Source organism: Alienimonas californiensis, from assembly GCF_007743815.1.
Classification (GTDB): domain Bacteria; phylum Planctomycetota; class Planctomycetia; order Planctomycetales; family Planctomycetaceae; genus Alienimonas; species Alienimonas californiensis.
Map to the genome: position 1 here is coordinate 1,844,898 of NZ_CP036265.1, position 12,464 is coordinate 1,857,361.

General features: G+C 67.8%; 8 protein-coding genes and 1 tRNA gene. 7 read left to right on the forward strand and 2 right to left on the reverse strand.

Annotated elements, in window-relative coordinates:
• The first annotated feature begins 147 nt into the window (after positions 1-147).
• On the forward strand, positions 148-1,704 hold the full coding sequence (locus tag CA12_RS07070) for a BBP7 family outer membrane beta-barrel protein (protein WP_165700601.1): 1,557 nt from the start codon (positions 148-150) through the stop codon (positions 1,702-1,704).
• Positions 1,705-1,778: 74 nt separating this feature from the next.
• Here CA12_RS07070 and CA12_RS07075 read toward each other — a convergent pair whose 3' ends face one another.
• A complete protein-coding gene (locus tag CA12_RS07075; RefSeq protein WP_145358154.1) occupies positions 1,779-2,681 on the reverse strand; it encodes a hypothetical protein in 903 nt (300 codons plus the stop codon).
• A 435-nt stretch (positions 2,682-3,116) separates the two neighbouring features.
• Positions 3,117-3,189, reverse strand: a tRNA-Ala gene (locus CA12_RS07080).
• 362 nt (positions 3,190-3,551) lie between these two features.
• Here CA12_RS07080 and CA12_RS07085 point away from each other — a divergent pair.
• The 6 genes from CA12_RS07085 to CA12_RS22450 all read left to right on the forward strand — a co-directional run bounded on the left by CA12_RS07085 (position 3,552) and on the right by CA12_RS22450 (position 12,368).
• Complete coding sequence (locus CA12_RS07085) at positions 3,552-5,255, forward strand: GspE/PulE family protein (RefSeq protein ID WP_145358155.1); 1,704 nt, start codon at positions 3,552-3,554, stop codon at positions 5,253-5,255.
• Between the two features lie 134 nt (positions 5,256-5,389).
• On the forward strand, positions 5,390-6,520 hold the full coding sequence (locus tag CA12_RS07090; protein WP_145358156.1) for a type IV pilus twitching motility protein PilT: 1,131 nt from the start codon (positions 5,390-5,392) through the stop codon (positions 6,518-6,520).
• Positions 6,521-6,629: 109 nt separating this feature from the next.
• Complete coding sequence (locus CA12_RS07095; protein ID WP_145358157.1) at positions 6,630-8,333, forward strand: GspE/PulE family protein; 1,704 nt, start codon at positions 6,630-6,632, stop codon at positions 8,331-8,333.
• A 146-nt stretch (positions 8,334-8,479) separates the two neighbouring features.
• A complete protein-coding gene (locus tag CA12_RS07100) occupies positions 8,480-9,754 on the forward strand; it encodes a type II secretion system F family protein (RefSeq protein ID WP_145358158.1) in 1,275 nt (424 codons plus the stop codon).
• A gap of 289 nt (positions 9,755-10,043) precedes the next feature.
• Positions 10,044-11,099: a type II secretion system protein gene (locus tag CA12_RS07105; protein WP_207622170.1), complete on the forward strand. Its 1,056-nt coding sequence runs from the start codon at positions 10,044-10,046 to the stop codon at positions 11,097-11,099.
• Positions 11,100-11,168: 69 nt separating this feature from the next.
• On the forward strand, positions 11,169-12,368 hold the full coding sequence (locus tag CA12_RS22450; RefSeq protein ID WP_207622171.1) for a type II secretion system protein: 1,200 nt from the start codon (positions 11,169-11,171) through the stop codon (positions 12,366-12,368).
• The last annotated feature ends 96 nt before the right edge of the window (positions 12,369-12,464 follow it).

Genomic DNA, 12,464 nt, shown 5'->3' on the forward strand with positions numbered 1-12,464 from the left:
CGGCAGGTCGGCATGGTCGCCGGCCCGCCTCCCCCAGTTCGGACGCAGGACCCCGAGACGATGCCCCGCCGAACGATCCCTGTCGAGCGGCCGTCCCGGTATGGGGACTGCGCCCCGTCGGCTCCCCGCGTCCCCGCCGCCCCCGCAATGCCCGCCGCCCTTCGCCTTCCCGCCGCCCGTCGGCCGGGCGTCGCCCGCCGGTGGGGCGCCGCGGTCGCCGCCGCGACGGCGCCGATCGCCCTGGCCGCCATCGCCCCCGCCGCGACCGCCGACGACGGGGTCGTGAACCTCTCCTCCGCCCCCGGGTTCGACGGCTCCCCCGCGTGGGTCGAGCCGAACGACGGCGGCGGCTCCGGCATCCTGCCGGCCGGCTACGTCACCCCGCCCGCCCAGTTCGGCCCGCTGAGCCAGCCGTCGGCCGGCCCCGCCCAGGGCGGCCCCGGTTCTCGGCCGGCGCCGGGCGGGATGTACGATCCCTCCGTCGCCCCGGCCCAGTACGCCCCGGCGCCGTATTGCCCCCCCGGCCAGGGCGGGGGATTCGGCGGCGGCGGGATGTACGGCGGCGGCGGCACCGACTACCGGGCGGTGGGCGGTCGGCCGGAGGGGCCCGGCTCGCTGTGGACCACGATCTCCCGCTACCAGCCGGCCAAGGGCAGCTTCCTCCGGCTCGAGTACCTGCACTACAACATGACGGGCGAGGAGACCGGCCTCGTCGGGGCCCCCGTCGCCGGCGTCACGGGGCCGGCCGTGGACGACGCGACCGCCCGCCTCTTCCCCTTCGGCGTGCCGGTCGCGGACCAGTCCCGGAACGGCGGCAACTACAGTCGGCAGGGGATCACGCCGGGCGGGGACACGTTCGTCACCCCGGTGCTGGACAATAATGACGTCGACGACTTCGCCGGCGTCCGGCTGACGCTCAGTCAGCCGATCGACGAGGTGGGCCGGGGCGAATTCTTCGCCTTCTCCTTCTCGCAGGAGACGTTCGAGATCGACCCGATCCTGCCGCTGGCCGTCGCCGACAACATCGGGATCGGCCTGACGGATGGCAACACGGCGTTCGCCGCCGGCCTCGAGACCTTCAATACCGACTACGAACTCGAATACGAGACGGAGTTGTGGGGCGGCGGCGGTCGGATTTACTTCGACCACCTCGCCCGGCCGGAGGGCTTTGGCCTGCGGCCGCTGGTCGGCGTGCGGTACACGATGCTGAATCAGAACCTGTACCAGCGGGGCGTCGATATCCAGGCCGGCGTCGCCACCTCCAGCGAAATGTCCACCACCGTGCACAACAACCTGTTCGGCACGGAACTGGGCGTGGAGGCCGAGTACCGCCACGAGTGGTGCACCATCGGCGTGCGGCCGAGCGTCTCGATCGGGCTGAACCAGGCCCAGGTCCGCACCCGGACGGTGAACGTCTTCTCTCCGCAGGAAGGCGCGTTGCGGCAGACGGCCTACTACACGGAAATCAGCCCCGTGTTCGACCTCGCCACGTACATCCGCATTCCGCTGGGGGAGCGGTTCCGGTTCAGCGTCGGTTACGACCTGCTGTACCTGGCGAACGTCGCCCAGCCGAACGAAGCCACCTCGTATCGGGCGGCCGGCCTGAGCACGGGAGCGGCCCGAGCCGACCTGACGCCGGCCCGGAACTTCGACAACGTGGCCTTCAACGGCCTGTCGATCGGCTTGGAAATGCTGATCCCCTAACCGGGGAGAGGTTTGCACTCGTCATAACGCCGAGGCCCCGCGGGGCCTCGGCGTTCTCGCGTTGGGTGCGGCCGTTACCGAGCGGCGGCGGTGCGGCCGTCGCGGCGGAGTTCGGCGCGACGGACGGACTCCGCGACGATCCGCTGGGCGCCGTAGAGCGTGCGGGCGTTGAACATCGGGACGTCCGGGCTTGGGCCGGCGACGCCGACCTTCAGGGACGCGAGCTGCGTCCAGGACATGTCGTCGCTGAGGTGCCAGGCGGCGGCCTGGGCGGCCTCCTGGGGCAGCTTGCCGGTGCCGACGAGCACGATCAGCTCTCGGAGGACTTCGTCTTCGACGACGTCCTCAATACGGCGGAGTTCGTAGTTGGCGCGGGGGTGGGGCTCTGTCTTGCCGTACTCCAGACAGACGGAGGTGTACGGGGCCCGGGCCACGGTCTGCGGGGGGATGGAGAAGGCGCCGCCGCCGAAGCCGCCGCCGCCCATCCCGCCCATGCCGCCGCCCATGCCGCCGCCCATGCCGCCCATGCCGCCGCCCATCCCGCCGCCCATCGACTGCATGCCGCCGCCCATCCCGCCCATGCCGCCGCCCATTCCGCCCATTCCCCCGCCGCCCATGCCGCCCATCCCGCCGCCGCCGAAGCCGCCGATCTGATTCTGGACGTGCACGCCGATCAGGCCGTCGGGGATCTGAATCGTCAGCGGCTTATCAGTGTGGTTGGCGATCAACAGGTTGCCGCCGGTCTCGTCCTTGGCGATGACCTTGACGGAGATCTCGCCGGTCTGCTGGCCGTCGAACAGGTCGACGTAGCCGGCGGAGGCGTCGAGCTTGAGCGTCTTCGCCAGGACGGTCTTCATCTTGGAGAGGTCCCGCTCCGGCGCGACCTCGCTCTCGCCGTCGCCCTCGGCCGCGACGGCGGACAGCGGGGCGGCCAGCAGGGCCCCGAGGCCTGCCGCCAGCAGGGACCGGCGCTTCATTCCGGTCGGAGCGGGCGACCCGCCCGGGGTTGCGGACAGGCGACGGACGGGCGAGGGCATGCGAGCGGGCATGAGATGAGGTGATCCGTCGGGGGCGGGGGCCGACCTCCAGCCTACCGGGGGGGAAGTCGCGCGGGCAATGACCTGCTTCGACCGTCGCCCGATCCCGACCGCCGGTTCTTGCCGCCGGAACGTCGAATCGGCTCAAGTCGGGGCGGGTGGGCGCGACGGCGCCGGTTCTCCGCCCGGCCGCCGACGGCCGTCCCGGCACAATCGCGCCCGCCCCGCGATCCGCCCCGTTCGCGCAGGCCGCCCAAGGTCGCTCCGGCCGCCTCGATTCACCCCGGGTCGCGCAACCCCGGGTCGCGCATGCAAAACGCCCCGCCGGCGGGGGCCGGCGGGGCGTGGTGCGGGTTCAGGAGGCAAATCCTGAAGTGGAGCTGATGAGATTCGAACTCACGACCTCTGCATTGCGAACGCAGCGCTCTCCCAACTGAGCTACAGCCCCGGGTCGGCCGTCGCCGGCGGTGCGGCGTCGGGCGGGTCACACCATACCCCCGCGATCGTCCGCGGGAAAGTGTCTCGCCCCCTCCGAAGCGCCTCGCCGGCGCCCACGTCGGACACCGCCGACGGCCGCGGGGTTCGGCGGCGGGCCGTTCGCGCTCGTCCGGGCGATCGGTCCGGGGGCGATCCGCGGTCCGGGCGGCGGAGCGGCGGCGTGTTGACACTCCGAGGGACGGGTCGGATGATCCATTGTGCCGATCCGGCACGCCGCCGATTCGGCACGCTTCCTTTCGCGCCTCGTCCGCGTTTCCCCCCGGTTTCCTTCCCCCTGCCAGCCGCCGGCCCCCGCCGGTCGCCGCCCCCCGCATGGCCGCCGACATCCTCGAAAAGTTTGTCGCCGACGGCACGATCAGCCGGGAGCAGCTGCACGAGGCGCAGGACCTGGCGAAGCGCAAGAAGACCAGCCCGGCCCAGATGCTGGTCGCGTTGGGCTACCTGGACGAGGCGGATCTGGCGAAAGCCTCCGGCGGCGGCAAGACGCTGGACCTGGCGAACCTGACGGTGCCGGACGAGGTGATCGCCTTGGTGCCGGTCTCCGTAGCCCGCGAGAACACGGTGCTGCCGATCTCCGCGACGGAGAGGTCGGTCACGATCGCCTTCGCGGACCCGTCGGACATGGGGGCGCTCCAGAAGCTGGAGTTCCTGCTCACGCCGCGGTCCATCGACATCGCCCCGGCGGCGAAAGGCGACGTCGTCGCCGCGATCGACCGCCACTACGGCGGCGCCGGCGAGGGCGGCGGCGGGGCCGACACCATGCACACCATGCTGACGGAGATCACCGAGACCCAGATCGACGTCACCCAGGCGACCCTCACCGCCCGGGACGCGGACGACGAGGACGAGACCGCCCCGATCATTCGCCTGGTAAACCTGATTATTTCCGAGGCCGTGAAGATGCGGGCCTCGGACGTTCATATCGAGCCGTTCGAGGACCGGGTGCGGATCCGTTACCGGATCGACGGGTCGCTGGTGGAGCGAGACAGCGCCCCCCGCCGGATGCTGGCCGCCATGACCAGTCGTATTAAAATCATGGCGTCGATGGACATCTCCGAGAAGCGCCGCCCCCAGGACGGCCGCATTAAGACGCGGGCCGGCGGTAAGGAGCTGGACCTTCGCGTCTCCATTCTGCCCACGAACCACGGGCAGGCCTGCGTCATGCGGATTCTGGACCGCGACAATATTAAAGTCGGTCTGAAGAACCTCGGCTTCGGCGAGGAAAACTACAAGACCTTCCAGAACCTGATCCGCCGCCCCAACGGCATCTTCCTGGTCACCGGCCCCACCGGCTCCGGCAAGACGACCACGCTGTATTCCGCCCTGGGGGAATTGAACCGGCCGGACCGCAAGATCATCACCGCGGAGGACCCGGTCGAATATTATCTGCCGGGCATCAATCAGGTGGAGGTCAAGCACAGCATCGGCTTGGACTTCCAGCGGATCATCCGGGCGATGCTGCGGCAGGCCCCGAACGTCATTCTGGTGGGCGAAATCCGCGACAAGGAGACCGCGGAGATGGCGATTCAGGCCTCCCTGACGGGTCACTTCGTGCTCAGCACGCTGCACACCAACGACGCCCCCAGCAGCATCACGCGGCTGATCGACATGGGCGTGCAGCCCTTCCTGGTGGCCAGCAGCATCCTCGCGGTGATGGCCCAGCGGCTGGTCCGCGTGGTCTGCGAAAGCTGCAAGCAGCCCTATACGCCGGACGCCGGCGAGCTGGAATACTTCGACATCACCCCCGAAGAGGCCGACGAGGCCACCTTCTTCAAGGGGCGCGGGTGCAATAAATGCTCCCACACCGGCTACCGCGGCCGGCGGGCCGTGTTCGAGCTGATGGGCATGAACTCCGCGATCCGCGAGATGACCTTCAAGGGCGAGCCCGCCCAGGCGATCCGCCGGCAGGCGCGGTTGTTCGGCATGCGGACGCTGGTCGACGACGCCCGCGAGAAGGCGATGGCCGGCATCACCACCCTCACCGAAGTGCAGAAGCTGATGCGCTCCAGCGATTGACCGTTCGTCACGCCAGGGCTCCGCGGGGCCTCGGCGTTACGGCGCCGCTTGATCCGCCGGGCGTTCTCCCGGCACACTCCGCCCCGTCCTCCTCGTCCGTTTCTCGAACCCCGTTTCCCCGAAAGTTCCGTCCGATGGCCTTCGTGCAGATCGACAAGCTGCTGGAGACGGTGGTGAAGGAGAAGGTCTCCGACCTGCACATCACCGTCGGTCAGCCGCCCGTGATCCGGGCCGGCGGACGGATGCGGCGCCTCGAGACCAAAACGCTGGACGCCGACGACACCAACTCGTTGATGAAGTCCATCACCCCGGAGCGGAACCAGCAGGAGCTTCAGGAAGTCGGCGGGACGGACTTCGGCTTCGCCTACGGCGACAAGGCCCGCTTCCGGGTCAGCGTATTCAAGCAGAAGGGCACCATCGCGATGGTGCTGCGACGGATTCCCAACGAGTTCCTCACGATGGAGCAGATCGGCCTGCCGCCGGTCGTGAAGGACCTCATCACCCGCCCCCGCGGGCTGTTCCTGGTTACCGGGCCGACGGGCTCCGGGAAGACCACCTCGTTGGCCAGCATGATGAACTGGATCAACGAGACCCACGCCCACCACATGATCACGCTCGAAGACCCGATCGAGTATTATCACGAGCATAAAAAGAGCACCGTCAACCAGCGGGAAATCGGCGTCGACGTGCCGAGCTTCCCCGAGGCCCTCCGCCGGGCCCTGCGGCAGGACCCGGACATCATCCTCGTCGGCGAGATGCGCGACCTGGAGACCATCAGTTCCGCCATCACCGCCGCCGAAACCGGGCACGTGGTGTTCGGCACGCTGCACACCACCGGCGCCCAGGGCACCGTCGACCGGATCATCGACGTGTTCCCCACCAACCAACAGGAACAGATTCGCACCCAGCTTTCGGTGGGCATTTTGGGCGTGCTCTCGCAGGCTTTGCTGCCGCGCAAGCCGTCCGGCATGGTCGCCGCGTACGAGTTGCTGGTCGTCACCCCCGCCATCGCGAACCTGATCCGCGAAGGCAAGACGTTCCGCATCAATTCGTCCATTCAGACCGGGCGGAAATACGGCATGCAGCTGCTGGACGACCACCTGTTCAGCCTGTGGAAGAACAACATCGTGGAGGAGGAGGACGTCCTTTACAAAGCGAACCAGCCCGGCGAGTTGAAGGTTCGCATCGAAAAGGCGAAACGCGGCCTGTACGAGGACGAAGAAGGGGACGACGACGTCGAGGAGGAGGACGACGACTTCGAATGAAATTTCAGGCGAAAGGGGGGCGGAGGGCGGAATGAACTCCGCGGCCGCCGCCCCGCCCGCCCGCCGCCCGTAACCTTCCGCCCTCCGCCTTTTTCCTTCCCCCCTCGTCATGGCCGCCCGCCGCAAAATCGGACAGATCCTGCAGGATCTCGGATATCTGTCCGAGGACCAGGTCTGGGATCTGTTGGAGGAACAGAAGCAGAGCCCCGGGGAGGTGTTCGGGCAGGTCGCGGTCCGCAGCGGGCTGGTCACGCAGGCCCAGATCACCGAGGCGCTGGCCGAGCAGTGGGGGATGCCGGTCGTCGATCTGGAGAACACCCAGATCCCGGCGAAGGTGCTCGAGAGCGTCCCGCAGACGATGTGCGAGATCTATAAGATCTGCCCCGTCAGCCTGAAGGGGGACGTGCTGACGGTCGCCATGGCCGACCCGCAGAACGTGGCGGCGCTGGACGACCTGAAGAACTTCCTCGGGCACGAGGTCCGCGGCGCCGTCAGCAGCGCCGAGGACGTCGCCGCCGCCATCGAGCGCAACTACGCGGAGCGCCCCGACAGCATCGAGGACGTCATCGGCGAGCTGGAGGTCGAACAGGACGGCGACAGCGCCGCCTTCGATCTCTCCGACCCGGAGGAGATGGCCGACGCGGCCCCGATCCGCAAGCTGGTCAATATCGTGCTTTTAAACGCGATCAAGGACCAGGCCAGCGACATTCACTTCGAGCCGTTCGAGGACGAGTTTAAAATCCGCGTCAAAGCGGACGGCGTGCTGTACGAGATGATCCCCCCGCCGCGGCACATGGCGAACGCCGTCATCAGCCGCATCAAGATCATGGCGGACCTGGACATCGCCGAACGCCGGCTGCCGCAGGACGGGCGGATCGAACTGAACGTCGGCGGCAATCCCGTCGACCTGCGGGTCAGCATTTTGCCCACGATGTTCGGCGAAGCCTGCGTCATGCGGGTGCTGGACCGCACGGTGGTCAGCCTCGACCTGAATAAGATCGGGATGGACGCCGGCACGCTGGACCGCTTCCGCAAGATGATCAAGCGGCCCAACGGCATTATTCTGGTCACGGGGCCCACCGGGTCGGGCAAGACGACCACGCTGTACTCCACGCTGAACGAACTGAACGAGATCTCGGAAAAGATCATCACCACCGAGGACCCGATCGAATACGACATCGACGGCCTCATCCAGTGCCCGATTAATTCCGACATCGACGTCACCTTCGCCGCCTGCCTGCGGGCGATCCTGCGGCACGACCCGGACCTGATCCTCGTCGGCGAGATCCGCGACTACGAAACGGCGGAGATCGCCGTGCAGAGCGCCCTCACCGGGCACCTCGTGTTCAGCACGCTGCACACCAACGACGCGCCCAGCAGCATCACCCGGATGCTCGATATGGGCGTGCCCAAGTTCCTCATCACCGCCTGCGTGGAGGCCGTGCTGGCCCAGCGGCTGGTCCGCCGCATCTGCACCGATTGCCGCACCGCCTTCGAGCCCTCCGACGAACTGCTGATGGAACTCCAGCTGCCGGTCGAAACGGCCCGGCAGTACGACTTCTATTACGGCAAGGGCTGCGCGACCTGTCATAACAGCGGCTATAAAGGCCGCGTCGGGCTGTACGAACTGATGGACGTCACCGACGACATCCGCGACCTGATCGCCGAGGACGCCAACGTGGACGACCTCCGCAACCTGGCCCGCTCCCAGGGGATGACCACCTTGCGGGAAGCCGGCCTGAAACTGATTTTCGAGGGAGTGACCACAATCGACGAGGTCGTCCGCGAAACCGTCATCGAGGACATCACGTAGCGCCCGGCTTCCCGTCCGGCCCGCCGGGCGTTCCTTTCCGTTCCCTTCACGCAAAACTCGCGGCCCGACCGGACCCTTCCCCGGACTCGTCCTCCCCCCGGCCCGCCGCCCGTAACCCGCCGCACCCACGCCGCCCGGAGACCGTTATGCCCACCTTCGTCTACGAGGCGATGGACAACACCGGGTTGGAGATCAAGGAATCGATCGACGCCCCGACGAAGAAGGACGCCGAGGCGAAGGTCCGCGAAAAGGGCTTCTTCGTCACCGACATCCGCGAGTCGAAGGCCAAGAAGAAAAAGTCCGCCTCCAAGGACGGGGACAAGGGCAAGTCGAACAAGGCGGCCCGGGCCAAGGCCAAAAAGAAGGGCGGCGGCTTCACGATCGGCCGGGTCAGCCCGAAGCAGCTCACCACGTTCACCCGGCAGCTCTCCACGCTGCAGGACGCCGGCCTGCCGATCCTGCGGTCGCTCCGCATTCTGGAAGGCCAGAGTAAGCCGGGGGTCATGAAGAACTCCCTGCTGGGCGTGATCGAGGACATCGAGGGCGGTATGACGCTCTCGGAGGCGATGGCCAAGCAGCCCAAGGCGTTCGATGGGCTGTACGTCAACATGGTGAAGGCCGGCGAGGCCGGCGGCGCTTTGGAGATCATCCTCCAGCGGCTCGCGGACTTTAAAGAGCGCTCCCAGAGCCTGAAAAAGCGGGTTCAGGGGGCCATGATCTACCCCGTCGCGGTCGTCACGGTGGCGGTCGCGATCGTCGGGTTCATCATGTATTACATCATCCCGAAGTTTAAAAAGATCTTCGAGGACTTCGGCACCCCGCTGCCGGCGATCACCGAGACGCTGATCGCCTGCAGCTCCTTCACGGTCAAGTACTTCTATCTGTTCCCGGCGGTTCCGTTCGCGATCTGGCTGATCCTCAAGATCATCCGCAAGAACCGCACGGGCAAATACGTCACCGACTGGATCCTGCTGCACATCCCGGTACTGGGCAAGATCGTGGAGAAGGCCACGGTCGCCCGTATCTGCCGGACGCTGGGCACGCTGATCGCCTCCGGCGTGCCGATCCTGGAAGCGATCATCATCGCCCGCGACACCGCCGGGAACGGGGTGTTCGCCCGGGCCTTCGACAACATCTACGCCGCCATCCGCGAGGGGGAATCGATGGCCGTGCCGTTGAAGGAAGCCCGCATCGTGGACGACATCGTCGTCAACATGGTGGACGTCGGCGAGGAGACGGGCGCCCTAGACACGATGATGTATAAAGTCGCCGACGTGTACGACGAAGAGGTCAAGGTGCTGGTCGACGGCCTGATCAAGCTGCTGGAGCCGATCATGGTCGTCGTGCTGGGTCTGGTCGTGGGCTTCATCGTCATCGCGCTGTTCATGCCGCTGATCGACCTGCTCAACGACCTGTCGTAACGGAATGACCAAGGTCCAGGAGACAAGAACCAAAACCCGGGTTCGGCGCCTCGTCCCGCCCGGCCGGTCTTTGGTTCTTGTCGCTTGGTCATTGGAACTTCCCCCCCGCGTCCCGTCCGATTCTGCGACGTCCGTCCCGCCCGGGTGTTGCGAAATGCAACGCTCGGTCGGGCGGCGTGCGTTCTCGCCAAGCTCTTATCCCGTAGTGGGTTACGCGGGCCCGGCGCGAGCCGGCGCCGCGTTTGCAGCAGATCCCTTAGCCGTTCGGCATCTCTCCCCGGAGCCTCCCGTGATTTCCCGCCCGTCCCTGTCCGCCGTCCCGGTTTCCGTTTCTGAGCGCGGTTCCGTCCGGCGTTCTTCGTCCCGGGCGGGCTTCACGCTCGTGGAGTTGCTGGTCGTGATCGGGGTGATCGCGATCCTGATGGCCCTGCTGGCCCCCGCCGTGATCGGCGCCGCGGGCGCGGCCCGGGTCGCCGCGGTCCGCTCCGACATGAGCGGGATGGAGGCGGCGATCTCCCAGTTCCACGCCGAATACGGCCGCACCCCGCCCAGCTTTATCGACCTGCGGCGGACTTCGGGAAAGAAGTTCGTCAACCCCGCGACGATGTCGACGCTCCGCAGCGTCTTCGGCCCGCAGATCGACGAGGCGACGATGATCGACAGCCTCAACCGCATGGATTTCCCCGGCGAAGGGGCGTCGGGCGACACTGACTTTTCAAAACGCGGCGTCGTCCGCGGGGCGGAGTGCCTGGTGCTGTTCCTCGGCGGCCTGCCGGCCAGCGGATCGCCCACGCCGACCAAGGAACTGGCCGGGTGGAGCCAGAACCCGCGCGATCCGTTCAACGCCCAGACGAAGGCGGGCGGCTTCACGCTGCTGGACAAGAATCGCCGCAAAGGACCGTTCTTCACGTTCGAACCGGACCGGCTGCTTTTCAACAACGAGGTGGAAGGCTCCGGCTTCACGCCGTCGGCGACCGGCGACCCCGGGGTGTCCTACTTCACCTACCTCGACACGTTCGAGACGCAGACGACCCCGCTGATCTACGCCAGCAGCGACAACGGCCGCGGATATCGGACGCAGGACGTGCTTTATAACGTCGGCGTGTTCTTGAACGACGACGGCAGCGCCGCGTTGTCCCAGGGCGTGTATCAGTCGCCGGGCGGCGGGGCGGTGAACCCCAACGGCTATCAGATTATCTCCCCGGGGCGGGACGGGCAGTTCGGCGGGGGCGGGAGCTACAGCGCCGACGACGGCTATACGCCGGTGAAGGACGCCTCGGATCAGATCATCCCCGGCGGGGAGGACAACATCACGAATTTCTCCGACGGCATGCTGGACGACTAGCCGCTTCGACCCGCCGCTTCGTCCCCCTCGCCCGCCTGCACTCGCGCCCGCCCGCACCCGCTCGCCTTCATGACGCCTCTCGCTCCACCGCCGACCTCGCCCAGCCGCACGCCGCGGGGGGCGTTCACGCTGATCGAACTGCTGGTGGTGGTCAGCATCGTGGCGATCCTGCTGAGCCTGACGGTGACGGCCACGCTGGCCTTCGTGACCAACGCCCGGGAAGCGGCGACCCGCACCACGCTGACGAAGATCGACGCCAAGGTGCAGCGGCGGATCGGGGCGCTGCGGCGGGGGCTGGAAACGACGTCCGGCAACGTCTCCAGCGCCGGCGGCGGGGCCGCCGGACCGCTGCGGGTCAAGATGGCGATGCTCAACCAGATGCCCAGCTACCTGTATCCGCGGGGTCCCGGCCCGGACGGCGAGATCGGCACCGCCGACGATCCGCTGCCGCTGTCGGAGGGGGATTACGTGACCGCCAAGTTGCGGGGCAACGCCGCCGTCACCGGGCCCTTTGAAGACGCGACCTACCGCAACGACGCCACCGCCAGCAGCGAGGCACTGTTCCTGTTTCTGAGCCAGGGCGAGACGTACGGAGTCGAAGATACCGACGCCGACGCCTTTAAAGAGAGCGAACTGGCCGACGCTGACGGCGACGGCCTCCGCGAGATCGTGGACGGCTTCGGCAACCCGATTCGCTTCTACCGCTGGCCCACCCGCCTGATCCGCCCGGCGGTGCCGGGCTCGTATAACGGGCTCGTCGAACCCGCGGTCGCGTCCACGCAGGACGCCGACGGCCGCTGGCCCGTGCGGGCCTTCGACAACGCCGGGGACGGCGAGTTCGCGGCGGCGGCGGCGGCGCTGTTCGGCGCGGCGCTGCCCAGCCGGGAGCTGGACGGCTCCGGGAACGAAATCACCGACGACGCCGCCGCCTCAATGCCGTTCCTGCCCACCTTGGGCAGCGCCCTGCGGGCGGACCCGGACGACCGCTACGCCCAGATGAACCTGTCGTTTAAGTCGGCGACCGACCCGCGGTCGCCGTTCTCGAGGGTGGCGAAGGGGGTGACGACCGAGGAGGAGTTGGGGCCGATTTTCGAGCGGTTCCTGCACACGCCGGCGACGTTTTACGTGCCGATGGCCGTGTCCGCGGGGGCGGACGGGGAGTTGGGGCTGTACGAGCCGCAGGACCGGGCGAACTTCGGCCATCTGGCCCAACCCAAAGAGCCGAACGCCACGCTGGACAATCTGACCACCGCCCAGGGGGGATTCTGAGATGATGCGTTTTCTCTCCCCTCGCCAATACCAGCCCGAGGCGCAAGCCTCGGCCGTGCGTCTTTTCCCTCGGCGGGAGCGGCTGCGCCGACCCCC

Coding starts and splice junctions, on each gene's coding strand:
- CA12_RS07100 (WP_145358158.1), top strand. CDS start 8,480: ATGCCCACCTTCGTCTACGAGGCGATGGACAACACCGGGTTGGAGATC.
- CA12_RS22450 (WP_207622171.1), top strand. CDS start 11,169: ATGACGCCTCTCGCTCCACCGCCGACCTCGCCCAGCCGCACGCCGCGG.
- CA12_RS07085 (WP_145358155.1), top strand. CDS start 3,552: ATGGCCGCCGACATCCTCGAAAAGTTTGTCGCCGACGGCACGATCAGC.
- CA12_RS07090 (WP_145358156.1), top strand. CDS start 5,390: ATGGCCTTCGTGCAGATCGACAAGCTGCTGGAGACGGTGGTGAAGGAG.
- CA12_RS07075 (WP_145358154.1), bottom strand. CDS start 2,681: ATGAAGCGCCGGTCCCTGCTGGCGGCAGGCCTCGGGGCCCTGCTGGCC.
- CA12_RS07070 (WP_165700601.1), top strand. CDS start 148: ATGCCCGCCGCCCTTCGCCTTCCCGCCGCCCGTCGGCCGGGCGTCGCC.
- CA12_RS07095 (WP_145358157.1), top strand. CDS start 6,630: ATGGCCGCCCGCCGCAAAATCGGACAGATCCTGCAGGATCTCGGATAT.